Source organism: Sneathiella sp., from assembly GCF_036960985.1.
Taxonomy (GTDB): domain Bacteria; phylum Pseudomonadota; class Alphaproteobacteria; order Sneathiellales; family Sneathiellaceae; genus Sneathiella.
The window spans coordinates 28,692-55,428 of sequence record NZ_JBALWD010000021.1 but is presented as its reverse complement, the minus strand read 5'-3'; the positions used below and the strand labels follow the sequence as shown (position 1 = coordinate 55,428).

20 protein-coding genes are annotated in these 26,737 nt (G+C 46.9%); 13 read left to right on the top strand and 7 right to left on the bottom strand.

Translation table 11 applies throughout. The features are described from left to right. Positions 1 to 34 precede the first annotated feature (34 nt). Positions 35 to 1,147 carry an alpha/beta hydrolase gene (locus tag V7723_RS12860; protein WP_335684882.1) on the top strand — a complete coding sequence of 371 codons (1,113 nt, stop codon included), beginning with the start codon at positions 35 to 37 and terminating at the stop codon, positions 1,145 to 1,147. Positions 1,148 to 1,156: 9 nt separating this feature from the next. Then, the gene (locus tag V7723_RS12855) at positions 1,157 to 1,999 is read left to right on the top strand and encodes an SDR family NAD(P)-dependent oxidoreductase (protein WP_335684881.1); all 843 of its coding nucleotides are present in this window, start codon (positions 1,157 to 1,159) and stop codon (positions 1,997 to 1,999) included. Positions 2,000 to 2,010: 11 nt separating this feature from the next. On the opposite strand, the gene V7723_RS12850 is transcribed toward V7723_RS12855, so the two are convergent. Together V7723_RS12850 and V7723_RS12845 are read right to left on the bottom strand one after the other, a co-directional pair. Further along, positions 2,011 to 2,988, bottom strand: a complete 978-nt coding sequence (locus V7723_RS12850) for a CobW family GTP-binding protein (protein WP_335684880.1) — start codon at positions 2,986 to 2,988, stop codon at positions 2,011 to 2,013. After that, positions 2,946 to 4,535 carry an amidohydrolase gene (locus V7723_RS12845; RefSeq protein WP_443024225.1) on the bottom strand — a complete coding sequence of 530 codons (1,590 nt, stop codon included), beginning with the start codon at positions 4,533 to 4,535 and terminating at the stop codon, positions 2,946 to 2,948. Before V7723_RS12845 ends, V7723_RS12850 begins: the two co-directional genes overlap by 43 nt. Positions 4,536 to 4,685: 150 nt before the next feature. Between V7723_RS12845 and V7723_RS12840 the strand changes: the two genes are divergently transcribed. The 6 genes from V7723_RS12840 (at position 4,686) to V7723_RS12815 (ending at position 11,180) form a co-directional block, all read left to right on the top strand. Then, entirely contained in the window at positions 4,686 to 5,633 is a 948-nt protein-coding gene (locus tag V7723_RS12840) for a LysR substrate-binding domain-containing protein (protein WP_335684878.1), read from the top strand. 109 nt (positions 5,634 to 5,742) lie between these two features. After that, entirely contained in the window at positions 5,743 to 7,323 is a 1,581-nt protein-coding gene (locus V7723_RS12835) for an ABC transporter substrate-binding protein (RefSeq protein WP_335684877.1), read from the top strand. Between the two features lie 42 nt (positions 7,324 to 7,365). Then, a complete protein-coding gene (locus V7723_RS12830) occupies positions 7,366 to 8,343 on the top strand; it encodes an ABC transporter permease (protein ID WP_335684876.1) in 978 nt (325 codons plus the stop codon). Between the two features lies 1 nt (position 8,344). Then, positions 8,345 to 9,223, top strand: a complete 879-nt coding sequence (locus V7723_RS12825) for an ABC transporter permease (RefSeq protein ID WP_335684875.1) — start codon at positions 8,345 to 8,347, stop codon at positions 9,221 to 9,223. Then, positions 9,223 to 10,215 (top strand): ABC transporter ATP-binding protein, encoded by a 993-nt coding sequence (locus V7723_RS12820; RefSeq protein WP_335684874.1) that lies wholly within the window; start codon positions 9,223 to 9,225, stop codon positions 10,213 to 10,215. The genes V7723_RS12825 and V7723_RS12820 overlap by 1 nt, the downstream gene beginning before the upstream one ends. Then, a complete protein-coding gene (locus tag V7723_RS12815) occupies positions 10,212 to 11,180 on the top strand; it encodes an ABC transporter ATP-binding protein (RefSeq protein WP_335684873.1) in 969 nt (322 codons plus the stop codon). Before V7723_RS12820 ends, V7723_RS12815 begins: the two co-directional genes overlap by 4 nt. 5 nt (positions 11,181 to 11,185) lie before the next feature. On the opposite strand, the gene pgi is transcribed toward V7723_RS12815, so the two are convergent. Further along, positions 11,186 to 12,808, bottom strand: a complete 1,623-nt coding sequence (pgi, locus tag V7723_RS12810) for a glucose-6-phosphate isomerase (protein WP_335684872.1) — start codon at positions 12,806 to 12,808, stop codon at positions 11,186 to 11,188. A 187-nt stretch (positions 12,809 to 12,995) separates the two neighbouring features. Here pgi and V7723_RS12805 point away from each other — a divergent pair, with 187 nt between their 5' ends. The 5 genes from V7723_RS12805 (at position 12,996) to V7723_RS12785 (ending at position 19,233) form a co-directional block, all read left to right on the top strand. Further along, the gene (locus V7723_RS12805; protein WP_335684871.1) at positions 12,996 to 13,583 is read left to right on the top strand and encodes a TetR/AcrR family transcriptional regulator; all 588 of its coding nucleotides are present in this window, start codon (positions 12,996 to 12,998) and stop codon (positions 13,581 to 13,583) included. Between the two features lie 20 nt (positions 13,584 to 13,603). Then, positions 13,604 to 14,620 carry a zinc-dependent alcohol dehydrogenase family protein gene (locus V7723_RS12800; protein ID WP_335684870.1) on the top strand — a complete coding sequence of 339 codons (1,017 nt, stop codon included), beginning with the start codon at positions 13,604 to 13,606 and terminating at the stop codon, positions 14,618 to 14,620. Between the two features lie 2 nt (positions 14,621 to 14,622). After that, positions 14,623 to 15,012 carry an EthD domain-containing protein gene (locus tag V7723_RS12795; protein WP_335684869.1) on the top strand — a complete coding sequence of 130 codons (390 nt, stop codon included), beginning with the start codon at positions 14,623 to 14,625 and terminating at the stop codon, positions 15,010 to 15,012. 3 nt (positions 15,013 to 15,015) lie between these two features. After that, complete coding sequence (locus tag V7723_RS12790) at positions 15,016 to 15,843, top strand: enoyl-CoA hydratase/isomerase family protein (protein ID WP_335684868.1); 828 nt, start codon at positions 15,016 to 15,018, stop codon at positions 15,841 to 15,843. A gap of 123 nt (positions 15,844 to 15,966) precedes the next feature. Then, positions 15,967 to 19,233 carry an AAA family ATPase gene (locus V7723_RS12785; RefSeq protein ID WP_335684867.1) on the top strand — a complete coding sequence of 1,089 codons (3,267 nt, stop codon included), beginning with the start codon at positions 15,967 to 15,969 and terminating at the stop codon, positions 19,231 to 19,233. A 35-nt stretch (positions 19,234 to 19,268) separates the two neighbouring features. Here the strand turns inward: V7723_RS12785 and dctP are convergent, their stop codons facing one another. The 4 genes from dctP to V7723_RS12765 form a co-directional block, all read right to left on the bottom strand. Beyond that, positions 19,269 to 20,282: a TRAP transporter substrate-binding protein DctP gene (gene dctP / locus V7723_RS12780; protein WP_335684866.1), complete on the bottom strand. Its 1,014-nt coding sequence runs from the start codon at positions 20,280 to 20,282 to the stop codon at positions 19,269 to 19,271. 155 nt (positions 20,283 to 20,437) lie between these two features. Next, complete coding sequence (locus V7723_RS12775; protein ID WP_335684865.1) at positions 20,438 to 24,067, bottom strand: efflux RND transporter permease subunit; 3,630 nt, start codon at positions 24,065 to 24,067, stop codon at positions 20,438 to 20,440. Between the two features lie 34 nt (positions 24,068 to 24,101). Continuing rightward, positions 24,102 to 25,229 carry an efflux RND transporter periplasmic adaptor subunit gene (locus tag V7723_RS12770; protein ID WP_335684864.1) on the bottom strand — a complete coding sequence of 376 codons (1,128 nt, stop codon included), beginning with the start codon at positions 25,227 to 25,229 and terminating at the stop codon, positions 24,102 to 24,104. Next, positions 25,230 to 26,597, bottom strand: coding sequence for a TolC family protein (locus V7723_RS12765; RefSeq protein ID WP_335684863.1), 1,368 nt, complete (start codon positions 26,595 to 26,597; stop codon positions 25,230 to 25,232). Positions 26,598 to 26,737: the final 140 nt, after the last annotated feature.

Below are 26,737 nucleotides of genomic sequence, written 5' to 3'. Positions count from 1 at the left end.
TATTGAGAACAATAAATGTTAAAGGTATGGGAAAATGTTCAAGGTTCTGAAAATGGCTGCGGCTTATGCAACCTTCTTCTCAACGAGACATAAGCTGCAGCATGCAAGTGATGACTACTGGCGACGAAAAATTGGTGATCGGATTTTGACCGTGGATGGGCGAGTGTTGAACCCGCGCGCTCAGGCCATGATTGAGTTTCAGGATAGTTTAACCGTCTCCAAAAAGCATTGGACTCCCCAGTTGGTTCGTAGAGGCTTTGATAAATCAGTAGAGCTTTTTGATGGAAAGACCGTTGAGATTGCCAGTGTAAAGGATATCGAAATACCTGTGGGCAGCCGTAAACTTAAAATACGTCATTATTCTGATGAGACATCCACAGCGAGACGCCCGTGTATACTCTTTTTTCATGGCGGCGGGTTTGTAATAGGTAGTTTGGATGGTTACGAGAAATTCTGCAGAAAACTCGCGCGGCAGTCTAGATTTGATGTTCTGTCACTGGAATATCGATTGGCGCCGGAGCACAAATTTCCGGCAGCGTTTGAAGACGCTCTTCAAAGTTGGGAATGGATACAGCAAAACGCCGATTTACTTCATATAGATCCTGCGAAAGTATCTGTTGCTGGGGATAGCGCGGGCGCTTTTTTGGCGATGCTTGTCGCGGCGGATGCATCGAAATCAAATGCAGGACATGTCCCATTGGCAATGGGATTGATTTACCCGCCTATCTTTACAGCAGAAGAGTCTCACTCCCGCCAATTGCTTGGTGATGAAAAGATTGTCCTGAATAGAGATCTTTTGGAATGGTTTATGGAACATTTCCTTCCTAAAGGAGCGAACTTCGATGACCCGCGCTTTGCTATTCTTGATTCTGCTCAAGAAGGCAGGATGCCTCCTACATGGATTTTAACTTGCGGATTTGATCCCTTGCGGGATGACGGCAAAAAAATCTCAGATATTCTGAGTGGTTTAGGAGCCAAAGTTTACTTTCAGGAATATGAGGATCTATATCATGGTTTTATTACCCTCTCGGGCGTCTTTTCGCAGGTGCAGGTCATGATCGAAAACATGTCAGAGTTTTTCAAACGGCAAAATAAACTTATTGATAATCAAAAAGAAACAGCGCGGAATAAAGCCATCAAGCAATAGGGATAATTTATGGATTTTGCAGGAAAAACAGCAGCCATTACAGGTGCAGGTTCGGGTATTGGCCGCGCTTTGGCTCGCAAGCTGGCGAGCGATGGATGCAACCTTGCCTTGAGCGATATTTCTGAAGAGGGCTTAGCAGAAACAGCGACATTGATCGAAAATCAACATATCAGATATGTAACAAGCAAACTAGATGTCAGCAATCGTGAAGCTGTTGAGAACTGGGCTGAAGCAACCATTATAGAATTTGGCGGTATTGACTTGGTGTTCAACAATGCCGGTGTCACCGTCGTCGATAACGTTAATTCCATGACATATGATGACTTTCATTGGGTTATGAATATTAATTTTTGGGGAGTTGTGCATGGCAGCAAAGCTTTCCTGCCGCATCTTTTAGGTCGCCGCCAAGGACATCTTATAAATATTTCAAGTCTCTTCGGACTGGTAACGGTTCCGGGACAAAGTGCTTATAATGCCAGCAAATTTGCGGTGCGCGGCTTTACAGAGGCGTTAGGGCAAGAAGTTCGTGGCAAAGGCGTTGGCGTTTCTTGCGTTCATCCGGGTGGAATTTTAACAGACATTGCCAAAAATGCACGATTTAAGCGGTCTTTTTCGGGAAAGCAGACGGCTGAGGAATTTTCAAATACCTTTGACGCACTCGCACGAACAACACCGGAGCAAGCTGCCGAAGTTATTCTTGACGGCGTTGTTAAGAACAAACGCCGGATTCTCATCGGAAGTGACGCCCGGCTTCTTGATCGGTTGCAGCGACTTATGCCGGTAAGTTATGGCGTTTTTCTCAATAAAGTATTTTTACTTACTTCCAAGAAGAAGGCAAAACGAGTTGTCTGACGGAAATTGCTTCAAGTTGCCCCGTCGGAGAACGATTTATTAAGTGATGTCAATATGTCCGCGCCCTTGGCGCCAATGGCAACAAATTCAGTTCGTTGCGGCAATAAAGCGGACCCCGTATGGCGAGAAATTTCGATATGTGATCCTACTTTATGTGCTGTCCAAGGCTCGAAGGTAGGCTTTGCCTGAAATATCCCCTTAAATCTCAGGACTGATGGAGGCAGGTCTTCGAGGATTTTACGTAAGTCGGCTGGTCGAAAAGCCTGGTCGGTCTGAAAGGACCAGCTTTCAAAAATGTCACCATGATCGTGCGGATTGGTTATTACTTCTTGTGAGGATTTGGATATGGGGACTATGTCAAAAACGAGGTTTGTGGGAACTTGTCCTTTGACCATCTCAATGACAGAGGTAGAGGGGTTGAGTTGCTTCAACTGCTTAAGAACGTTCTGCTTTCGAGTGTCGTTTATCCTGTCACACTTATTGAGGAGCAGAAGATGCGCGCTTGATATCTGTTCTTGGACCACATGCTCCACACGATGATCTCGATCCGAAGAAAGAAAATTTTCTCCGTCGACGACAGTTACAATAGCGTTCAGCCGCAAATCCGGCTCCGCTTTGGCGTAATTGGCAATACGGGCCGGTTCCGCGACGCCGCTGGCTTCAATCAATAGTTGGTCCGGCGCAGGATCGAATTCCAGTGCAGTGACAAAGGCTTCAAACAGATCACCTCCCATGCTGCAACAGGCACACCCGTTTGCCAATGTCAGTAAGTTTCCGTTTTCGGCCTCAATCAGATCTCTATCTATCGGAAGATTGCCAAAATCATTGACCAGAACAAGTATTTTCTGACCATTGGCGTGCCGTAGAAGGTGATTGACCAATGTTGTTTTGCCTGCTCCCAGAAAGCCTGAAAGAACGGTTAAAGGCAGCGGTGTCTCCCGTGTCGTCATGGTGTCTTGAAAATGTCCCCGGAAAGTACGGTACCCCATACGCGGACATCTTTGAGCTTTTCCGCGCCAATGGTAAGAGGATCATCTTCGAGGACAGCAAAGTCAGCCCATTTGCCAATTTCAATTGACCCAACTTCGTGATCCATCTGCAAAGTGCTGGCAGCGCCGAGGGTGATGGCTTCTAGAGATTCTTCGACGGTGATTTTTTCATACTCACCGAGAACTCTGCCACTTTCCGTCAATCTGTTTACAGCGCACCAAGCGGTGAAGAGTGGTCCCATTGGGGTCACCGGCGCGTCCGAATGTATGGTGAAAGTGACATTAAAGTCGATGGCTGACTGACAAGCATCCATGCGCAGGGCTCGTTCCGGGCCCATGGTCAGCTCATAATGTTTGTCACCAAAATAATATAGATGATTGGCAAAGAGATTGGCGCAGACGCCAAGCCTGTTCATTTTACGAAACTGGGCTCTGTCCGCCATTTGGCAATGTTGTAATACATGCCGTAAGTCCGGCCTGTTATTCTTTACTTTTGCAATCTCAAGGGCGTCCAATGCGGCTTCTATGGCTTCATCGCCATTGGTATGAATATGCATTTGTACGCCCGCATCATTTAGAATGGAGACGAGTTCGTTCAATTGATCAGGGACGATATTCCATATGCCGTTTGGAGCACCGTTGTAATGGCCCGGCCAACGGACCCGGGCAGTAAAGCCCTGAATAGATCCGTCGGTGACAATCTTGACGCCACCCAAACGCAGTTTATCTGTACTTTTCGTTGCTAATTCGAGCGCCCGTATGCGCGTTTCATCAGCTGATTGGGCCAATCCATTGAGCATGGAAAGTAAGCGAATAGGATAGTCTTTAGTAGACGTAATATCTGTCATTACTGCGACATCTTCATCGGGGAGATCGTTGATTAAATCAGCGGCGGTCGTCACTCCGACGCGATTACAAACTTTACCGAAATCATTGATGCTGTTTGGTGCCCGACCAAGTTCGCGAAGATTGATATTTAGCCGCCGCATAATCGGGAACATTGCGGCCATTTCCTGCAGCTCGCCATTTGGCGTGCCGTCATCCCCAAGGGCAATCCCGTCGACACCCATATCTGCCACATAATTGGCGAGTTTCAAAGCGGTGGAATTTACCGTCATCAAATGAAAGTTTGAATGAACAACCGCAATAGAACGATTGGTGCTTACAGAATTCAGGTCGTTTTTATCGAGCCGGCGATCCATGAGGAAAATAGGATCAAAGCCCCAAGCAATTAGTGGTTCTTCAGGATCAAGTTTTGCTTCGGCTTCCTTTAGCCGCGCCAATACATCCTCCAGGGTTTTCACACCCGGCCAATGCTTCCCATCGGGGTCGATGCGATCCTGATATCCAAGATAGATGAATTGCCAGATTCCACCTGCCATTAAATGGCAGTGCCCTTCAATAAAGCCAGGCATCAACACTTTATCCGCAAATGTTTCATCCAAGGTATAATCGCCCCAACCGGCAATATCCTCTTCAGTTCCAGCAGCGAGTACTTTGCCTTCGCGTACCGCAACATATGTGGCAACTGGGTTTGCCGGATTCATGGTGATGATTTTTTTCGCTTTGAATACGATGACTGTCGACAACGTGATCTTCCTTTTTGACGTTTTTTAGTTGGACAGAGTTTAGGTGGCGCATTAACCTCTGAAAAATAGTTTATTCTGCGGGTATTCTTACAAAAAATAGAGGAATGGATGCGGTATACGCTGAAGCAATTGAAATATATAGATGTCGCTGCGCGTCAGAAATCCATAACCGGTGCAGCAAAATCGTTGAATATCTCCCCTTCTTCCATTTCATCCGCCATCGATGCGATTGAAGAGCAGAGTCAGAAAAAAATATTCTCTCGGCTACCGTCAAAGGGCATATCTATTACGCAGTTCGGTCATGGCTTTTTGTCCAATGCCCGCCAACTCTTGAAAGCTCATGTTACTTTTGAAGAAGCTGTCGACGAACAGGCGAAAGCTATTAACGGCGCTATCCGACTGGGGTGTTTTACACCAGCGGCACCTATTTTATTGCCGCTTATAACAAAATCTGTTGCGGATAATCATCCGGGTATCTCCATTCATCTCACAGAAGGCGATACAGTAAAAAATATGCGTCAGGTAATTGATAACGAGATTGATCTGGTTATTGGCGCAAATACCAACCTGGACGCCAGCATTTCATTTATTTCGCTTTTTACAGCGCCCCCGCATATTGTTCTGCCGCACGATCATCCGTTAGCTAATCAAAGTTCACTATCACTGAAAGATGTGAGCAATGACCCCATGGTTCTCTTGGATTTGGATCAAACTCGGGAATACATGTTTGGCTTGTTTAGCCAAGATAATTTAACGCCAAAAGTCGCCTATTCTTCTCAGACATCGGAAATGGTCCGCAGCATGGTGGCTGCAGGTATGGGGTTTTCTGTTTTTAATCTGCGACCCTTGCAAAAACAGCAATACACGGTCGGCGATATTGTCCGTATTCCCATGACGTCAGGGTACCAGGCTGTGGAGTACGGCATTCTGCATCGCACGGATGCCTATTTAAGCAGTGTGGATCAGGTGGTCATTGAAACCTGTATCCGGCTTCGCGAAAGCGGAGCCTTCAATATGGCAACTTTACCTGAAGGTAAAAACGGACCAATCCTCTAATAAATGTTTTAATAAAAGCGTAAAAATATATTTTACGAATGATAGCCGTTGATTTAGCGTAAGTTTACAAAATGAAAGACAAAAAAATAGAATGTAACAGGAGGCAGGGATGAAGAAGTTTGGAATTATCGCGGCTGCGGTAGCCATGATAGCAACGGCTGGTGGCGCAACGCTAACCCAGGCCGAAGAAGGCAAAAGTGGCGGAACACTCGTTATCGGCACAACACAGAAGGCGCGGCATCTTAATCCAGCCGTCCAGTCCGGTATTGCGACAGCGGTTCCGGGAACGCAAATTTTCGCGACACCATTACGATTTGACGAAAACTGGCAACCACAACCGTATCTGGCGGAAAGCTGGTCCGTTTCCGATGATGGCAAGAGCATTACTCTGAATTTGCGTAAAAATGCCAGATTCCATGATGGAAAACCCGTTACATCGGAAGATGTGGCTTTTTCACTTCAAACGGTGAAAGACAACCATCCCTTTAAATCCATGTTCGCGCCTGTGACCGGCGTTGATACACCTGATGCGAATACTGCGGTGATCAATTTCGACAAACCGCATCCGGCAGCTTTCTTAGCAATGTCGAGTGCCTTACTACCGATTATACCAAAGCATGTTTACGGCGATGGGCAGGATGCAAAAACTCATCCTGCCAATAGCGCGCCTGTCGGTTCTGGTCCTTTCAAATTCTCTGAATTCAAGCCTGGTGAATATATTATCCTGGAAAAGAACCCGGATTACTTTATTGAAGGCCGCCCATATCTCGATAAGATTATTATCAAGAACTACAAGGATCCAACAAGTTTGGCGCTCGCTACCGATAAAGGTGAAGTCACTATGTATCCGTTCCTCGGGACATCGAAAGATATCGCGCGGCTGAAGAAAAGTGACAATGTGATTGTTACGGATAGAGGCTACGAAGCTGTTGGACCGCTTAATTGGCTGGAATTTAATACGAAGAACGAATATTTGAAAGATAAACGCGTACGTCAGGCGATCGCATATGCAATCGATCGTAACTTTGTCGTCAATGCGTTACTTGGTGGACAGTCAAAAGCGGCTACTGGACCAATTGTCCCAGGCAGCCCATTTTATGCGGCAAATGCGCAAAAGTATGATCTTGATCTGGATAAAGCCAATGCCCTGCTAGATGAAGCTGGTTTCCCGCGCGATGCGGATGGCATGCGCTTTAAACTGACCGTTGATTACATTCCTAATGGTTCGGAATTGCAAAAAGGTGTGGCGGAATATCTAAAGCCTCAGCTTAAAAAGGCCGGTATCGCCGTTGATTTGCGGGCATCCCCGGATTTTCCAACATGGGCGAAAAGGGTAAGTGGTCATGATTTTGATATGAGCATGGACATCGTCTTTAACTGGGGCGATCCGGTTATTGGTGTTCACCGTACTTATCTTTGCGACAACATCAAAAAAGGTGTGATCTGGTCAAATACACAGAGTTATTGTAACGAAGAAGTCGATGCTCTGCTGCTGCAAGCTGGATCCGAGTTGGATCAAGCCAAACGGATTGCGCTGTATAACCAAGCTCAGGAAATTATTGTTGACGAAGCACCGATCGCTTACCTCAATGTCCTGCCTTATCACACAGCCTACAGCAAAAAAGTTGGCAACCCTCCGATGACAATTTGGGGCGCCATGGCACCGATGGATGAAGTTTTCTTGAAATAAGATGACGTCAGTTCACTTATATAATCGGCGGGTAATTCTATCATGAATATGGTCATGATGGTTGCTCGCCGGCTATTACACGCATTTCTTCTAATCCTTGCAGTCCTTGTCCTTAATTTCCTTTTGATTCATGCGGCTCCCGGAGATCCCGCTGACGTAATCGCCGGTGAAATGGGGGGCGCCACAGAGGAAATGATGGCGGATATCCGTAAGACCTATGGCTTGGATAAACCAATTTATGTCCAACTTGGGGTCTATCTGGGGCGCGCCTTGCAGGGAGATTTGGGGCAGTCGTTTTTCTATAATGCTCCTGTCCTTGATCTTGTTTTGGGACGAGCCGGCGCCACCATATTATTGGTGACGACGGCGCTGCTCTTCGCAATTTTTGTTGGCACCATGCTCGGTGTTCTGGCATCACACAAGCCGAAAGGCATTGTTAGTGGATTGGTCACACTGGTATCGGTGATTGGTTATTCCGCGCCGATTTTCTGGACAGGCCTCATGCTGGTCATCCTGTTTGCCTGGGTGTATCCGATTTTCCCCATATCCAATATGTTCGATATCACAAAGGATACCGGGTTTTTTGGCTATATCTTGGATGTAGCCCATCATCTGGTTCTTCCTGCATTGACCCTTGGCATTGTCTATCTCGCCCAATATGCGCGGCTTACCCGTGCCAGTATGTTGGAAATTCTGAGCTCCGATTATATCCGGACAGCTCGGGCAAAAGGTGTAGCGGAAACCAAGGTTTATGGTCATCACGCGCTTCGCAACGCTATTTTACCGGTTGTCACTATCGCTGGTTTGCAGTTTGGAAGTATTATTTCCGGCGCCGTATTGGTTGAAACAGTGTTTAGCTGGCCGGGTCTCGGTACCTTGGCGTTTGATTCAATTCTAGCGCGCGATTATCCCACAGTATTGGGAATTTTGTTTTTCTCGTCAGTTCTTGTGATATTGGCGAATCTAGTGACGGATTTTGTGTATCGACTTGTCGATCCACGTATCCGATCGGGAGGTTAATGTGGCCGCAGTCGATGCACCCGATATCGTTCAAGCACAAAGCCCGGTACGCGAGGCCCTTCGTGCTTTCCGGCAAAGCTGGGCCGGCATGCTGGGGTTTTTTCTACTCATTATTGTCGTCCTATTCACCTATTTGGGACCATTTTTATATCCCGTTGACCCCTTTGAGATTGTTTGGGCGCCATTGACAGCTCCGGGCCAAACCGAAGTGGCTCCCTTGGGAACCGATTACCTTGGGCGTGACATGCTGGCAGGCCTTATTCAAGGAGGATCGGCTACCTTGTTTGTCGGGCTGGCAGCCGGATTTATAACAGTTACCATTGGAATTTTGGTCGGAGCTTTTGCCGGTTTCTACCGCGGTGCCGTGGATGAAGCCCTTATGCGCCTTACAGAATTTTTTCAGGTACTTCCCGCCCTTTTGTTCGCCATGGTTTTGGTTACTCTATTCTCGCCGACAATATACGTGGTGTCCTTCGCCATAGGGATCGTCAGCTGGCCAACAACGGCTCGTTTGACTCGAGCGGAATTCTTCCGTATTCGCAGTCTCGAATATGTTAATGCTGCCCGATCCGTGGGTGCGAAAGATAGCCGCATCATGTGGCGGGTTATTCTGCCCAATGCCTTGGCACCTCTGATCGTATCCGCCACTCTTACTATTGGTATCGCCATTCTGTTTGAGGCCGGGTTGAGTTTCTTAGGCCTGGGCGATCCGAATGTTTTCAGCTGGGGGCTGATGATCGGGGCGGGTCGTGAGTATATTCTGGATGCCTGGTGGTCCGTGACATTCCCCGGATTTATGATTTTCCTGACAGTTCTCAGTTTCAGTCTGGTTGGTGATGGACTGAATGATGCCTTTAATCCGAAATTGAGGGAACGCTGATGGCTGCGATGTTATCGATTAAAAATCTGGTCGTGGATTTTAAGACGCGGGCCGGCAATGCGCGGGTTCTTAACCATGTGTCGCTTGAATTGTTGAATGGCGAAATTCTCGGTATCGTCGGTGAATCTGGTTGCGGTAAAAGTATGACGGCGCTTTCGGTAATGGGGTTGGTTCCAAGCCCGCCTGGTAACGTGACCGGAGGGTCGATCTCCCTGGAAGGTGAAGAACTTACGACGGCATCCAATAAACGGATGCGTGAAATCCGTGGCGGCATAATTTCTATGATCTTTCAGGAACCGATGACATCTTTGAATCCGGTATTTAATGTCGGTGATCAAATTGCGGAATGTGTTCTCCTCCATGAGGACGTCACAAAGGCAGAGGCCTGGCAACGGGCTGTCGAGATGTTGACAAAAGTTGGCATTCCGGAACCTGAAATGCGGGCAAGTTCTTATCCCCATGAACTATCGGGTGGCATGCGGCAGCGGGTGATGATTGCCATGGCCTTATCGTGCCATCCACGGGTTTTGATCGCAGATGAGCCGACGACCGCACTGGACGTCACGGTTCAAGCTCAGATATTTGACCTTCTTAAAGATCTGCAAAAAGAAACCGGCACGGCGATTATCATGATTACCCATGATATGGGTGCGATAGCAGAATTGGCGGATCGGGTCGCGGTTATGTATGCTGGACATATTATCGAATCCGGCCCTACCAATGAAATTCTGACCAACCCGCAGCATCCGTACACTCGCGGACTGATTGCCTGTGTGCCGCACCTTGAAGACAATCCCAGTGAAGTACGACCTTATTTAAGCGAGATTAAGGGGGTCGTTCCATCCTTGATTGATTTGGGTAAGGGGTGCGCCTTTGCAGACAGATGCGCTTATAAAACGCCGGAATGTGAGGAGCAGCAACCTCTCATAGAAGCCGTTGCTGAGGGACACTCAGTTGCCTGTTATAATGTTAAATATGTGGTGGCGGTATGAGCGCAGAAGCCCTTCTCGAAGTTCGCGATCTTAAGGTTCATTTTGGCGGAAAAAAACTGTTCAAGAAAAGCATGATTGTTCATGCGGTCGATGGCGTCAGCTTTTCGGTACCGAAGGGAAAGACACTTGGGATTGTTGGTGAGAGCGGATCCGGTAAAACGACGACGGCGCTCGCAGTATTACGATTGGTTCCAATAACGGCAGGAAATATCCGGCTTGATGATTTGGAAATCAGTTCTCTTGAAAAAGATGATCTCAGAATATCCCGTCGGCGCTTTCAAATGATCTTTCAGGATCCGTATTCTTCATTGGACCCACGTCAGCGCGTTGGCGAAATTGTTCGTGAGCCGCTTGATCTTATGGATATTGGTGAAGAATCTGAGCGGGATCAAATGGTCCGTGACTTGTTTGTTCAAGTAGGCTTGCGGCCAGAACTGACAACTCTCTTTCCACATCAATTTTCAGGCGGCCAACGACAGCGTGTCGGTTTGGCCAGAGCTTTGTCCACCAAACCGGATCTGATTGTCTGTGACGAGCCGGTGTCCGCGCTCGATGTTGCTGTGCAGGCGCAAATCCTCAATTTGATGCGCAAACTGCAAGAAGATCTTGGCCTGACGTATCTATTTATCAGCCATGATCTCGGTGTTGTGCAACATCTTTGTGATCATGTAGCCGTGATGTATTTGGGGCAGATTGTAGAACAGGCAGACCGAATATCCCTCTTTAAAAATCCACAGCACCCCTACACAAAAGCTTTGCTTTCTGCTGTTCCGAAAGCGCGGGCACGCGACGGTAGCGAAGAACGCGTTCGGCTTATGGGGGATCCACCAAGCCCCATTAACCTGCCAAAAGGATGCCGATTTGCGGGAAGATGTCCCGTTGCAATGGACAAATGCCATCATGAAGAACCACCACTCATTGATCGTGGTAACGGTCATCTGGCATCTTGTCATTTGCTGGATTAGAAATTTTATCCTTGTCGCAATCTCGTCATAGCTTTTAGAAGCCCGTCAGTAGAACCACTTTTTTCTTCTGAACCTTTGCCAGTTTTAATTAACGGTAATAGGTCGGAGGCAAGTTCCTTTCCAAGCTCGACACCCCATTGATCAAAGGAGTTGAGTCCCCAGATGGCGCCTTCAACGAAAACCCTGTGCTCATATAAAGCTAAGATCTGACCCAATGTACGTGGCGTAAGCTTTTTGTATAGCAACGTAATGGAAGGGCGATTGCCCGGGAATGTTCTATGGGCGGCTGCGCTGTCCAAATCTGTATGAGTTCCCTTTAAACACAAGAGAGATTTCGCTTCTTCCTGACTCCGCCCACTCATCAAGGCTTCCGATTGTGCCAAGCAATTTGCAAGCAGCAGTTGATGGTGAGTTTCGAGATCAGATTCGTGAGATTGTGCGGCAACTAAGAATTCACAAGGCACAATATGTGATCCTTGATGCAATAATTGATAGAAGGCATGCTGGCCGTTAGTTCCGGGTTCACCCCAGATAATAGGCCCAGTATTTCTGGATATTAATTTGCCGTCCATGTCGACGCGTTTGCCATTGCTTTCCATATCAAGCTGCTGCAAATATGCCGGTAGTCGGGCCAGACGTTGGTCATAGGGCAAAATCGCTCGACTGCCATATCCACAGATATTATTATGCCAAATACCGATCAATGCGAGCAAGACAGGCATATTCTCTTGAAGCCGCGTTGTTTGGAAATGGATATCCATATCCTGTGCGCCCAAAAGAAATTCTGTAAAGGCTTCTGGGCCAATGGCAAGCATGACACTCAGGCCAATAGGGCCCCATACGGAATAGCGACCACCAACCCAATCTTCAAAACCAAAGACATAATTTGGATTAATGCCGAAAGCCGTTGTTTTTTCGAGCGACGTGGAAACTGCGGCAAAATGTTGCTTAGCGGTTTCGCCCAGCGCTGCATGGGCCCAATTTCTCGCCGTATTTGCGTTCGTCATCGTTTCGATAGTCGTAAAAGTTTTTGATGCGACAATAAAAAGAGTTCGTGCCGGGTCTAGAAGACCAAGGACATCGGCGATTTGTGCTCCATCAACATTAGAGACAAAGTGACAACGAGGGCCGTCATGGTAGGGCGCTAAGGCGCCAGTTACCATTGCGGGGCCTAAATCAGACCCACCGATACCAATATTCACAATATCCGTAAAGGGAGCGCCATCCGACGCTGAAATTTCACCGCTTCTCACGGCGTTCGCGAATTTCTTAGTCAACTCGAAATTGGACAACACGTTCGGCATGATATCTACGCCGTCGGCATAAATCGGTTTAGCCCTTAGATTGCGTAGAGCCGTATGCAAAACCGCTCGGCCTTCAGTCTGGTTTATTTCCAGACCTGTGAACATATTATCCCTTTTCTGCTCAATATTGGCGGCCTGCGCGAGATTAACTAGAAGACTGTATGAAGTTGGATCAATTGTGGTTTTAGAGAAATCCATCAAAATGTCGTCAAACCCGACCGAAAAAGCGTTAAAGCGGTTCGGATCCTGATCGAAAAAATCGGATATCCGCGATAGTTTCACTTGTTCGTAGTAGGCCTCCAATTCGGCCCAATTCTTGTCCATTTACCAAGATCTCCTCAAATCGTTACGTCTAAATAGCGATAACCAGCAATAATCCGATACATAACGACTATATATCTTACGCCTATTTTATCCCAGACATGGTTAATGAAATCTCAAGGCTGTTGCCAATTATCGGTGAGCGAATATACTGAACGTTCGTTAAATAAATTATTTTCAGGCAACAAGAATGCTCAGCAATCGCACCGTTGGTAGACCAAGGTTGGAACATCGACGTTTAGAATTGCTGAATGCGGCAGCAAATGTATTCGCCAGAAAAGGTTTTGATGCGGGTTCAGTGCGCGACATCGCGAGCGCAGCCAATGTCCAACCCAGCTCACTCTATCATTTCTTTGGTTCTAAAGAGACACTCTTCGAAGAAGTTTATATGGAGGGTGTACGGCGTATCAAAACTAGTGTTGAAACTGCAGTTGTGACGCAAGGCCGCCCATGGGATAAATTAGAAGCCGCAGCAGCAGCGCATCTGACATCTCTTTTGGAAGATGATTTTTTCTCTGTTGTTGTTGCTGAAACCATTCCCAAAGGCACTTCGGAACTGAATATACGTCTCATAGTTCATCGGAATGATTACGAAAAAATGTTTATTGCCTTCATTGATCGATTACCCAATCTCACAAACGACAATAAAAAATATTTGCGCTTTGCCTTGTTTGGCGCGTTGAATGCAACGGTCAATTGGTATCAACCGGGAAAAGATAGCCCCGAAGAAATAGCCCGCCGGATTGTTGGTCTTTTTCGCGTGCAACTGGACACATAAAATAAAAAAGGAAAAAATCTATGGTCAAGATCGCTCAATTTCACCAATTTGGACCGGCCGCCAAGGTTATTGAACTCGCAGAACAGCCTGACATTTCGAATCCCGAAGGAGATCAGCTCGTAGTTAAAATGCTGGCCATGTCAATCAACCCTGCTGATATTCTGACCATAGAGGGAGATTATGGCATCAGACCTGAACTGCCAAATATTCCCGGTGCGGAAGGCGTTGGTCGTATAATCAAGATTGGACCGGCAGTAAAAAATTTGCAAGCAGGGGATTTGGTGCTGCCCTTTGGGGGAGGCGCATGGCGGGAAAGCATGATGTGCCGTGAAGGCGCAGTCATTCCTCTTCCCGCGGATATTGATATTGATCAAGCAGCTATGATAAAGGCAAATCCGGCGACAGCAGAAATTATGCTTACGTCATTGGTCTCCCTTAAAGACGGGGATTGGGTCATTCAAAACGCTAGTAATTCAGCTGTCGGTCGATATGTAATTAAAATAGCTAAGCGGAAGAACTTGAAGGTCATTGCGATTGCGCGACGGGCGGATGTTGTCGAAATGTTAAAAGCGGATGGTGCTGATGTCGTAATAGTTGCTGATGAAAAAACGGATGCCGTCAAAATGAGTGAAGAAATGTCACTTCAAACCGGTGGGGAGCTTCCGAAACTTGCACTCGATGCGGTTGGCGGATACGCAAGTAATCAACTCGCAAAATGCCTCGCAGATGGCGGGTATGTCGTAAATTATGGTTTGTTGAGTGGAGAGCCCTGCAAAGTAGATCCTTTTGATTTGGTGTTTCGGCGCATTGAATTAAAGGGGTTCTGGCTGGCCGATTGGTTCAAAACGGCATCACGTGATGATATTCTCTCCATGTACGGAGCACTCATTCCTCTTGTCATGGAAGGTGTAATTTCGGGTGCAATAGAAGCCAAATATCCTCTTGATGACGTGAAACAGGCAGTTGCCCATGCGGCAAAACCACATAGATCGGGAAAGATACTGCTCACCGAACCAAACACAATTGGCGGAATCTAAATATGTCAGATAGCCCGCCAATCAAACTAACATTTTGCCTTCGTAAACGAGCAGATTTGACAGAAGAAGATTTCTACGACTATTGGCTCAACAGTCATGGTCCGCTTGTTCGATCTTTCGAAAAAGCATTGGGAACTTGGAAATACACTCAATTACATCGTCAGCACTCTGAAATGGGGGTGGCACTTGCAGCAGTACGGGGTGCACCTCAAGCGTATGACGGTATCGCCGAGATGTGGTGGCGAAGCCGGGCGGACCTTGAAGCTGCCTCTACATCGGAAGCAGGCCGCGAAGCAGGTCGGGTTTTGCTTGAAGATGAGAAAAAATTTATTGACCTCGCGCAATCGCCCGTTTGGTTAAATGAAATACATGACATTGTAACCGGAGAATAAAAAATGCCACAAATGTCAGTCGAAAAAATTGGCCCAATTGCTTTAGTGAAATTTCATAATCCGCCGAATGGGTATATGGATGGACACACGGAAGTTGAACTCGAGTCTTTTCTGGACGACGTCGAAAAAGATGACAACATCCGTTCTATTGTATTCACGGGTGGCCTGGAAGATGTCTTCATCCGGCATTATGATGTGTCTTTATTGTATAAACGGAGTCAATCCATGGCTGCAAAAGGCATGACATTTGATCCTGCCCGTCCTGTACCGGAAGCCATCTTGCATAGTTGTTTTCGCCGAATGGAAGAAATGCCCAAGGCGTTTATTGCGGCGATCAACGGAAGCGCTATGGGAGGAGGATTTGAACTCACGTTAGCCTGTGATATTAGGCTGGTGAAAGACGGCCCCTATGATCTTGGACTGCCTGAAATAAACTTAGGTATTTTACCAGGAGCGGGTGGTACTCAACGGCTTCCTCGATTGATAGGGGAATCTCGGGCTTTGGAATTGGAGCTTCTCGGGCGAACCATAAGCCCTCGTGAAGCTAAGGAAATTGGTCTTGCCGCTTATTGCGTAAATGGGGATGTTGTTGCCAAGGCAATGAAAGTTGCCGAGGCACTGGCAAATAAGTCACCACGTGCATTTGGTCATATCAAAAAACTTGTGCGGGGAGCTGCAATCACACCAATTGATGAAGGTTTGGCGAAGGAGAGAACTTTGTTTTGCGATCTGATGGTCGATACACGCGCCTTATCCGATATGGCTGATATGGACGCGGGAAAACGTGACATTCGCGACCCGAACTATACGGCTAGCGTCCCATCAGAGTAATGTGCAGGTGACTTGCGAATTTCTTGAAACAATTGGGACAAAGTTGAAACACGATAATGATTGAATATAGTTCTCTGAAAATTCATGTGTATTGGAGAGAATAATCTACAGGGTATAAAGTAAATGGCAGATGACATCGGTAAATGGCTGCACCGGAACGGATTTGAAAAGCATACAGATAGCTTTTTAGAGAATGCGGTGGATATGGCCGCTCTTCCTTTCTTGACTGATGGTGATTTGGCTGAACTCGGTGTGCCGTTGGGTAGTCGGCGGAAAATGATGTCATCCATTGCCCAGTATGTCGCAGCCCAGAATGAGGGCGACGGACGTAATTCAGGCCTTCAGCTCATTCATCGGCAGGTTACAATTTTATATGCCCAAATTGACGAGGCAACCTTACCTTTCGTCGCGGATGCTGACCAACAACATCAAGAAAAACTAAGTAGCAGTTTCGAGTGCATCGAAAATGTAGGTACGGAGTTCGGAGGAACGATTGATAGCCAGATTGGAAACACTGTCATGATTGTTTTCGGCGCGCCGCTTGCACATACGGATGATCCAGAAAGAGCGCTGCGTGCTGCCCTTGAAATTCATCGTAGGGCTGCGGATTTTAAAACTGCCTTTACAGTCAAAATCGGCGTTGCTTCTGGACAAGTCGTCGCCGGCCATGAGAATGGGTCCTCCTATACAGTTACGGGAGATAGCGTAAATCTTGCTGTTAGATTGACGGATTTAGCTTTGTTTCGACAAACACTTGTATCAGCCGCCGTAAAGAATGCGCTTGGCAATCGTTTTCACGGAGAGTTGCTCGGCGAAAAGATTGTTGATGGATTGAATGCATCAATATCTGTCTGGAGACTAGGGCGTGTATCTAGTCTTCGTGGCGCAAGTCCTTATGCTTTTGTTGGGCGTCGAAGGTACTTGCACCAATTCTCACTTGCTTTGGAACAATGCGTTGAAGACCAATCAGGCCAAATATTTGTAATTCGCGGCGAAGCAGGCATAGGTAAAACGAGGCTGACGGATGAATTTGGAAAAATAGCGATAGCAAAGGGATTTGCTTGCCATACCGGTTTGGTTCTCGATTTTGGAACAGCAAAAGGTCAGGACGCCATACGTTCCTTGCTTCGAGACATTTTGGAGATTATCCCCGCAGGACGCAAGAAAGAGCGGCGAGAGGCATTGGAGCGGGTAATTTCTGAAGGAATTTTGGATGAAACGCAGCGTGTTTTTCTAAATGATCTCCTTAACTTACCGCAGCCCGCTGTTTTGGGGGGAACTTATGATGCGATGGATAATGATGCTCGCAATATGGGTAAGCAAGAAGCTGTCGCACAAATGATAGCGGCGATTGGTCAAAAAAAACCGCTTATGTTGAAGGTCGAGGATATTCACTGGGCTGAGCCGGTGATATTGTCTCATGTCGCGCAGATCTATCATGTGCTGACGGATTGCCCGGTTCTATTGGTCCTAACCACGCGTAACAACGGAGATCCGTTTGCCGATCCGCGTGCGGCGGAACTTGACGATGTGTCTTTTACTACAGTTGAACTTTCCCCTCTAAATCCAGAGGAAGCCGCCGGTATCGCAAAAGCATTCCCTAATCTGAATAACCAGCTAATCCAAACCTGCATCGCGCGCGCCGAGGGAAATCCACTTTATCTCGATCAATTGCTGCGCAATGCACATGACTTAGAGAAGGATCAAATACCGGGAACAATACAGGGAATAGTTCAAGCTCGACTAGACACACTAACGATGCCGGATCGAGAAACCTTACAAGCAGCATCAATTCTTGGACAGCGCTTCTCAGCCGATGCCATTAGCGCTTTATTAGGGGTAACTGATTTCGATCCCGAAAACTTATTGCGGAATGCGCTGATAAGGCCGACACCCGACGGATTCCAATTTTCCCATGCGCTAATTCGCGAAGGAGTTTATGCATCCCTCATAGATACCAGAAGACTGTCTTTTCATAAGAAAGCGGCGGCTTTTTTTCGAAAGACTGATTCTGTTTTGACGGCCGAACATCTCGAAAAAGCCGAAGATCCGGCAGCGGCGCAGGCGTATCTTGATGCCGCCAAACTGCAACTGCGTGCTTTTCGGCCGGACGTAGCCTTATCGTTAGTCGAACGCGGAATAGCTTTGCCTGGCGATGATACAATTAAATTTGAGCTTCAATATTTGCAAGGCGATCTATGCCGTCACTTAAGTGAAATAGATAAATCGATCCGGTCGTTTGAAACAGCACTAGAGTTGTACGATACCGAGGAACAGTTTTGCCGGGCGCATGTTGGCCTGGCCACGGCATTGAGAATAGTTGATCGTTCTGATGACGCCTTAACTTGCCTTACCAAAATTCAAAATATTGCTCTTAAAAACCGGTTTATTGAGATTTTGGCAGAAATACACTTCTTGCGAGGAAATATTTATTTCCCCAGGAGCATGATTAAAGAATGTATGGAGGAGCATAAGATTTCTTTGCAATATGCGAAAGAAATTGGATCATTCGAAGGAGAAGCCCGAGCTTTGGGCGGATTAGGCGATGCATCTTATGGGGCCGGACGCATGCGAACCGCTCATCAGTATTTCAAACAATGTGTTGAATTAGCTGAAAAACATGAATTCGCGCGCATCGCCGTTGCCAACATGCCGATGATCGCCTGGACAGCGTTGTTTCTAAATAACCTTGATCTGGCGGTAGAGGTGGCGAAGGAGGCAATTGAAAAGGCGATTGCGACTTCTGATAAACGCGCTGGTTTGATTGGTCATATGTGTTTACTCGAAATTATGTTTTGTCAGCGCGATTTTGAAGCGATGAAACAGCAGGGTAAACAGAGTCGGGAGGCAACATTAAAAATGGACTCCGCCCTTTTTCAACCTGCCTCAATGATTTGCCATGCAAGATACCAATTTCATGTTGAAAAAGACCCGGATGCGGCTATGGAGACTTGCCGCGCCGCTTTTAAAATTTGCCGTGAAACTGGCGAAGGCTTTATGGGTCCTTGGACACTGGGAGCGGCTGCGCAAGTAGCCGTGAACGAAGAGGATCGTCGATGGGCACTGGATGAGGGAAATCGGATATTGCAGTCCAGCGTGATCAGTCATAACTACTTTTTCTTTTATGCATTTGCTATCGAAAGCTGCGCACAGCAGCAAGAATGGCACGAAGTAATTCGTTATGCAGACGCTCTGGAGGATATTACAGCACGCGAACCTTTAGGGTGGTCTGATTTTTACATAGAAGTCGGGCGCTCTCTGGCTGACATAGGTGTAAATGGAGAAAATGCAGAAAACATCCAAAGACTTAAGGAGATAAAGGCGGAGGCGGATGAGTGTGGGCAGGTAGCAATGTCGGGACTTTTGTCAGTTGCACTTACGACGCCGTAGAACGGTGACATGGTAATCCATGCTTCGAAACGTTTTTATAAGCCGTTAATCAATTTGAGAAGAGACGTGCCTTCACTACCGGTTGCATCCTGAAATGAGGCCGCGAAAGCGGGTCTCATTTTTGCTTTAAGGTTTGTGATCTCAATTTCCGTGGCCCTCCGAACTTTCATGCCATTCTCTTCCAGTATTTGCGGTGCTGCCGCGGCTGAAATTTCGGAAGCTTCAATGGCCCAAAGGGCCGCGGATTTCCCAGCTTCCGCGATCGCATTTTTACTTTTTTCGGATAAACCGGCATACCAGTCCGCATTAACATAGCCATGGAATATTTGGCTATAAAGAGGCAGAACAATGGCTTGATCTTGTAAAGAAAAATAGTTGTTGCCGATCGTTTCCGAGAAACTGGCGACACCAATATCAATTTCTTTTTCTTTCAATGCGTCATAGGCTTTCTCCCCTGAAACATCTATGGGAACGGCCCCTAAAGCGCGTAAACTCGCATCTGCTATTGGGCCAATACCCTGGATTTTTACCCCTTCAAAATCGGCCAACTTTGACAGAAGGTTTCGATCGGTTGCAAGCACTGTCTGCCAACTGGAAAAAAGCCATGTGACATTCTTAAGCCCTTTGGTCAGCAGTTCGCGCTCTAAAATTGCAGCCGCTTCCGACGAATTCCATTTTTTTAACTTGTCGAGATGATCAAAAGTAAAAGGGTTTAGCGTTACGTTCATTAGGGGTAAGTTACTGCCCCATTGCCTGTTCAGTGTGAAGCCGCACTGGACGTCACCCGCCGCGACGGTGGACGCATTTTCAGCAGGTTTTTCCAAGCTACTGGCACCAAACACTTGAACGTCAATTTCCTCGCCAGACAATGCTTCGATCTCCGCCGCCCATTGATCGATGACTTTGGCAATATGATGTTCAGGGGGCAGTTGATGACTGCATTTCATAACGTTGGGAGAATCTGCGAAAGACGCGTTTATTGCGAAAGCTTGACTTACAAAAATACTGAGGAAAAGCAAGCAAAGCTTGTCCGTCTTTTTGTTCCTCATCAATTAAATTCCGTCACAATCTCAAACTCCAAGGAAGAGTGCATAAAAAGGAGAAATCGCAATATACCCGTTAAAACCGATTTCTCCGGCGAACATAGCGCTTTTTTAACCACTATTCTAGGAGTTTACACAATATTTTGACCGTGAGAAATTGATCACGCAGAAGAAGTTTCCGAGCTGTTCCACGAAACAATTTTTAAATCTAAAACAAATATCGAATAAATAATCGGGACCAGAAGAAGTGTCGTAAAAGTCGCGACAGTTAGTCCACCAATTTGTGCAAAGCACAAGGGCTGCCATAATGGCCCACCATGCAGTGCAAGCGGTCCCAACGCAAATACTGTAGCGCCGACTGTTATTAAAACCGGCCTGAGTCGAACAATACCTGCATCAAGCAATGCCAGTTGAAGAGGCTCACCTTTTTCCCGCATTTCCTCAATGAAATCAAACAGAACGATAACGTGACTGACAATAACACCGATCAAGGCAACAATACCCAGAAATGCCATAAAGCCGAACGGGCTTTTAGTTAATGCCAGGGCGATCAATGCGCCAATAACGCCATAAGGGACAGAAGCCAAAACAATCAACGGCTTAACGGCATTGCGAAACTGGAATACCAAGGCCAGGAAAATTAACCCGGTCGAGATACCCATTACTTTAGTGAGCTCTTTAAATCCATGCTGCGCATTTGCTTGTTCACCTGAGATCTCCATCTCGAATCCTGGAGGTAATCTATTTTGAAAGCCAGCAAGCTCTTCATCTACTAGCGCCATAACTTCAGAAGGGAGAACGCCAGCAACGGGGAAAGCTCGGATATTCATTGTGCGAAAATGCTCAAGATGCCGGACTCTCTCAGTGTGGAGATCATAATGGACGCTGGCAATTTGCTCGAGCGGTATTTTGTTGCTGTTTTGCGAGGAAAAGACGTAGAGATTTTCCAGATCTGATATTTGCGCCCGTTCTTCAGGCTGCAAAATAGTAACGACAGGAATATTTTTGTCTCCCCTTTGGAGTGTCGTGACCTGATTGCCATTTAACCCGCCTGAAGATGAGGCAGCGATGTCTTGGTTCGTCACGCCTGCCAGGAAGGCGCGATCTGAATCAATGTCAAGTTTGAGGCGTAAAGATTCTGGGCCCCAATCATCTCGGGCTCTTGTCGCGTTGGGTGCATTTCGTAGGATGCTGACAAGTTCTGCCGCCAAAAGACGGAGCGTTCTAATTTCCTGTTCGGATTCAGGGCCTTCAGACTGGACGGCAGATTTTGCTGCTAACCGTATGTCGATGGGGTAAGGAACTGGATTAGTCTGTAATTGGCGGACGTCGATGATGGCGCCAGATATCTGCTTGCTCAAAGCTTTTTGGAGAGGGACAATTAGTTTTGCTGTTAGATCTTTGTCATTCACGCGCATCACCAACTGGGCATAGTTTCGTTGGTGAAGTTTTGGCGTGACGGAGAACCAAAACCGGGGAGCCCCACCTCCCAGAAATGTCGCTATGGATTCAAGCGGATCACCTCCGCCTTCGGATCCAAGTTGATCACCAAATTCATTGGCCACTTTCTGGATAATTTTTTCTGCTTTTACAACGACTTCTTGTGTTTCGGAAATAGTCGCATCGTTTCTCAAACGGACGTCGGCATAAAACAGATATTGGACATCATCGGGGAAGAAGGATGTTTTCAATACATCCTTTAAAGGAATAATGAGGGCGAGGAACAAGAACGAAGTGAGAAGAGCTTTCTTACGGTGGTTTATGAGGAAGCTGCCTAGACGAAAATAAAATCCGGTAAATCCTTTTTCTCGGCGTTCCTCCATTGTCCGTTCGCGCTTCTTCAAGGGGCGTAACAAATAATACGCGAGAAATGGAAGAAAACTCATGGAGACGAGGCGGGAGCATATTAGGGCGGCTGCCATTACTACCGGTAAACTATAAAGGAATTCTCCCGTATTGCCGGATAATAACAAGAACGGCAAATAAGCAACAACATTGGTAATCGTGGCGAATAAAATTGCCTGCGCCAATTTTGTAGGACCGAGCCATGAGGCTATACTCCGCGGTTGACCGGCCGCTAAGTCGCGCTTTATGGCATCGCCCGCAACGACAGGATCATCAATAAGTAATCCGAGCGCAATTATGAGTGTCGCAATGGATACCTGTTGTAACTGAATTCCAAGTAGATCAATAACCCCGAACGTCATCGCTAGTGTTATCGGGATGCAGAGCATCATAAGCAGTGCAGAGCGCCATTCCCAGAAACCCAAAAATGAAATGATAACCACGAGCACGACTGCTTCAATCAAGGCCGTCATAAATAAATCAATATTTTCGGCAACTTGCTCGGGTTGATTGGAAATACGCTCAACAACGAGGTCTTCGGGAAGGTGCTGCTTGGCTGTTGCTAACGACGCTGTTACTGCTTCGCCAAAATCCGCGATTTGGCCACCGTCTCTCATCTGAATCGCAAGTGAAATAGCTTTTCCCTTATGCCATTCACCTTTCCCATCCCGCCAATTGTAGAAATTTAGAAACTGCGGAGGATCTACATAACCGGGCACCACATTCCCAATATCTCGTAAATAAACCGGTGCACCAGCTGGAGATTGACTAAATGCCGTGTCACCGATTTGACTGGGATCGGTATACTGCCCGCTTGGTTCAACGAGTATGTTTGAACCACCAGCGTAAAATTCACCACCCGACGCATCGCTGTTTCTGGCAGCAATGGCGCCATTAATATCATTTGGCGTCAATCCATAGGACGCAAGTAGATCTTGAGAATATTCGAGATAGATGCGTTCGTCGACAACGCCTGAGCTATTCACCGATGTGACCAAAGGAATTGTTTGCAAGGTTCGTGTTATCAGGTTCGAATAGTCATCCAAGTCACGATAACTATATTTATCACCGGGATTGGCTTGAAGCAGCTCGTTTGTTTTGGTGGGGTTGTCGATGATTACTGTGGGCCAGGCGTCTTCGTGAAAGTTTATTTGCGCTAACTTGGTTTCCAGAAAACTGTGAAATTGTCTGTTTATTTCTTCCTTCGAAGCGGAGCTAGTGAAATCCAGACCTAAAAATCCTGGTCCTTGCAGTGAGTCCGCTGTTTCGATGACGTTATTTTCTTCAAGAAAATTTTTCAGCAATTTCATGTGTCGGGCAGGTGTCGTCAAATTAATATCCCGCGGCATGACGACGATTAGAGATTGCTGCGTACCCTCTTCTGGTATCCCTTTATTTCGGCGGGCAGTTTTTATAGCTGCCTCTATATCGCGAGCACGTAACGAAATCTCTATGGGGCGCTCAGTAGGGCTCGCTATGGTGAGCAAAATAGCCGCAGTATTTCCAAATCCGTCATTAAACGTAATGCTGCCAGCGCCGGCTGGCAAAGTTTCTGATAAGGCATTCAAATTGAGATTTATTTCGTTAAACGCTGCTTTGGTCGTACTCAAAGAGTCCGAAAGCTGAATCTGCACGACGGAAAGATTTGGCATCGTCAGGGATTTTATCGCGAATTTTGACGGGCTTGTCTCTTGCAGCTTTGAGCTTTCAGCTATTTTTTCTTCCACTTGCCGAGTGATTAATTGTTCAATTTTGGTGGCATCTGCACCTGGCCAACTCGTGATGGCAGTGGCGACGCGAACGGGTATATCCGGATCCTTGGCTTTTGGCATCGACGAGTAGCCGTAAGCGCCCCAGATTAAAACGGCAAATAGCAGAATCCAGGAAATATGACGATTTTCCGTAAAGTAACGTGCCGTATTTTTTGTTTCAGTTATATCGGTCACAGGCAGATCTCCAGCCCTAGGTGATTAGGTGGGGTCACGGAATAATTTCAACCTGTTCTCCATCGGTGACAAGGGTCGCCCCACTGACGATAATCTGATCTGAAGGCTCTACGCCTTTCAAAACTGCGATATTGTTTCCATAAACTTGACCTAACTCCACATTAGTAAGTTTTGCTATAGTCTCGCTTCCATCCGCAGTCGCAACAAAAACCGCATAGCCTCCGTCGTTTCCTTTGGCTGCTACCACCGCCGAAAGCGGGATGAGCGCAGCTGTCTGTGTCGCACCTGCATTTGTTACGCTGAGAGATGCGATCATGCCAACTTTTAGCACGTTCTCTGTATTTTTTGCGGTTACCTCTACGTCAAAAACTCGGGTGTTTGTATCGGCAGCCGCAGAAACTTCGGTAATTTTCCCCGTAAATACGCGGTCTGGCAAAGATTGCGTTGTGAAGGATTGCGATTGACCCAATTTCAATGTACGCGCCATGGTATCCGGGACGCCAAAGACGATCTTGACGGTTTCCGTGTCTGCGATGACAAAGCCAACGACACTTGGCGATACAAGGGATCCGACGTCCACGTTCCGCTGTATAATGACACCGTGGATTGGTGCCTTTAGATCATAATCTTTTTGATCGTTCTCAGCACTTTTCTGGGCTGCCTTGGCACTTGTCAGACTGGCGACGGCTGTTTCGTATTCTTGTTTAGCAGCATCATAATCGGGGGCAGTCATGCTATTCGATTTGAACAATTCCTGTGCACGTTTATAGTCTTCATTCGCCTTGTTCAAATTTGCCTGCGCTGTTGCTACCTGTGCGCCGGTTTGCTTTGTATTATTTGCGGCATCTTTGTCGTCGACAACAGCAAGAACGGTATTCTTGGCGACTATATCGCCAGATTGAACAGGCCGGTCCTTGCCGCTGGTATCCTTTTCCTGCAAAAGGCCAGTCACATAACCGGTTACCTTGAAGGACAGGTTAACTTGAGAATTAGCTTCAATCGTCGCCGTATATCGCACATCCTTTGTCAAATTTTGCGAGATAATCGCCTGCGTTCGGACGGGGGTAGGTGACTTTTGTTGTGGGTCGTCGCCGGAGTCGCAGGCTTGCAGTAGGATAAGGCAACAACAAATCCCTGCCGCCTTTAGAATATTGGCGGGCATCTATTCTTCTCCCAAGTCTTTTTCTAGTTCCGCGCTGGCATTCCAGACAGCAAGCTCCGCTTTGTGGAAATTGTCATTTGCCTCGGATAATTCAGATTCAGCATCCAGAAGGTCGTCCAAAAGAATGGCGTTTGCTTTATATTGATTAGTACTTACCCGTAATTTCTCGGCGGCGGCTTTTTGCGCCAGTATCGTCACCGGGATCAGTTCCTTCGCGACTTTGAGGTTGCGGATATCTTCACTGATTTGTGCACGTATCTGGTCTTCGTTGTCACGTAAAGAATTTTTAGCCTGACTGAGCGCGCGCTTGGTCCCCGACAAGTTACTGTCATTCCTGCCCCAGGTGAAAAAATCCCATTTGGCAAAAAGTCCGACATAGATGCTTTCGTCTGGAATAAACTCAGTGTGTTGGGACTTTCCATAACTGGCGACAAGATCAAGGTCTGGAAAATAATCCGTCTTTTGAATTTCCACATTAGTTTCGGCGACTTTTATTTGCAGTCTTGCTTCCGTCGTTTCAGGACTGTTCGCCAACGCCTGTGCTTCGGCGGTCTGTTCCGTATATCTCACGAGCGGATCGGCAAAAGCCATACTCACACTGAAAGGTGTTGAAATATCCCTATCCAAAAGGGAATTAAGCTGTTGCTTGCTCGTTATGATGTCATTTTGTTGCGATACCAAGTCATGGTTTGACGAAGCCTGTTTGGCTTGTGCATTAAGAAGCTGATATTCGAGTTCCGTTTTCTGGGCAACCTTGTCTTCCAATATATCTGCCAGTTCAGAGTAAAAAGCGATTGAACTCGTTGTTGATTCCATGGAGCTCTCGTAACTCAGAATTTGATAGTAGAGCTGTTTGACTTGCCAAGAAACTGTTTGCCGCGTTCCGCGAAGCTGTTGGCGGGCGATGTCTTGTTCGAGCTTAAGCTTGTCGACATTTAGGTTGATTTCGTAAAGCTGGATGAGCGGTTGTTTCGCGGTGATAGAATAATGGGTGCTGAAACCGTCTGTTGTTCCAATCTCCACATTACTGGAAGGAACGGGGTCGCCGCCAACAGTTCCCAACGATCCCTCTTCAAAGGTATATTCATTATCCTCGAAATTGTGGTACCCGCGAACGCCCGCACTTAATTCCGGATATAAATTGGAGCGCATTGCATCCGTTTGGTCCCCGACCACATTGACTTGAATGTTCGCGTTTTTTATCTGCAAATTCTGTGCGCGAACAATATTCAATGCCTGTTCCAATGTCATAAGAGGACCGTCTTCTGCCAAAGCAGGCAGAGCGATCAAACTCAGGGACAAGACAGCCGACGATAGAAAGCGATGAAGATGTAGCATACGGGCTTTCGTTGTAATTGTGATATGCATCTATGAAAAAATCATAGCCATTCCCCCTTTCATTGTCAAAATGATATGGACCAATTGACGTATCGTGAGGTTATCAATTTGCGACACGGTTACGCAGCTTTGGCAGATAGATTAAGGGCAGTGATTGTCGATATTTTAAA

Coding starts and splice junctions, on each gene's coding strand:
- V7723_RS12765 (WP_335684863.1), bottom strand. CDS start 26,597: ATGCATATCACAATTACAACGAAAGCCCGTATGCTACATCTTCATCGC.
- V7723_RS12770 (WP_335684864.1), bottom strand. CDS start 25,229: ATGCCCGCCAATATTCTAAAGGCGGCAGGGATTTGTTGTTGCCTTATC.
- V7723_RS12795 (WP_335684869.1), top strand. CDS start 14,623: ATGTCAGATAGCCCGCCAATCAAACTAACATTTTGCCTTCGTAAACGA.
- V7723_RS12840 (WP_335684878.1), top strand. CDS start 4,686: ATGCGGTATACGCTGAAGCAATTGAAATATATAGATGTCGCTGCGCGT.
- V7723_RS12830 (WP_335684876.1), top strand. CDS start 7,366: ATGAATATGGTCATGATGGTTGCTCGCCGGCTATTACACGCATTTCTT.
- V7723_RS12835 (WP_335684877.1), top strand. CDS start 5,743: ATGAAGAAGTTTGGAATTATCGCGGCTGCGGTAGCCATGATAGCAACG.
- V7723_RS12860 (WP_335684882.1), top strand. CDS start 35: ATGTTCAAGGTTCTGAAAATGGCTGCGGCTTATGCAACCTTCTTCTCA.
- V7723_RS12820 (WP_335684874.1), top strand. CDS start 9,223: ATGGCTGCGATGTTATCGATTAAAAATCTGGTCGTGGATTTTAAGACG.
- V7723_RS12855 (WP_335684881.1), top strand. CDS start 1,157: ATGGATTTTGCAGGAAAAACAGCAGCCATTACAGGTGCAGGTTCGGGT.
- V7723_RS12785 (WP_335684867.1), top strand. CDS start 15,967: ATGGCAGATGACATCGGTAAATGGCTGCACCGGAACGGATTTGAAAAG.
- V7723_RS12850 (WP_335684880.1), bottom strand. CDS start 2,988: ATGGGGTACCGTACTTTCCGGGGACATTTTCAAGACACCATGACGACA.
- V7723_RS12790 (WP_335684868.1), top strand. CDS start 15,016: ATGCCACAAATGTCAGTCGAAAAAATTGGCCCAATTGCTTTAGTGAAA.
- V7723_RS12845 (WP_443024225.1), bottom strand. CDS start 4,535: ATGAATCCGGCAAACCCAGTTGCCACATATGTTGCGGTACGCGAAGGC.
- pgi (WP_335684872.1), bottom strand. CDS start 12,808: ATGGACAAGAATTGGGCCGAATTGGAGGCCTACTACGAACAAGTGAAA.
- V7723_RS12815 (WP_335684873.1), top strand. CDS start 10,212: ATGAGCGCAGAAGCCCTTCTCGAAGTTCGCGATCTTAAGGTTCATTTT.
- dctP (WP_335684866.1), bottom strand. CDS start 20,282: ATGAGGAACAAAAAGACGGACAAGCTTTGCTTGCTTTTCCTCAGTATT.
- V7723_RS12800 (WP_335684870.1), top strand. CDS start 13,604: ATGGTCAAGATCGCTCAATTTCACCAATTTGGACCGGCCGCCAAGGTT.
- V7723_RS12805 (WP_335684871.1), top strand. CDS start 12,996: ATGCTCAGCAATCGCACCGTTGGTAGACCAAGGTTGGAACATCGACGT.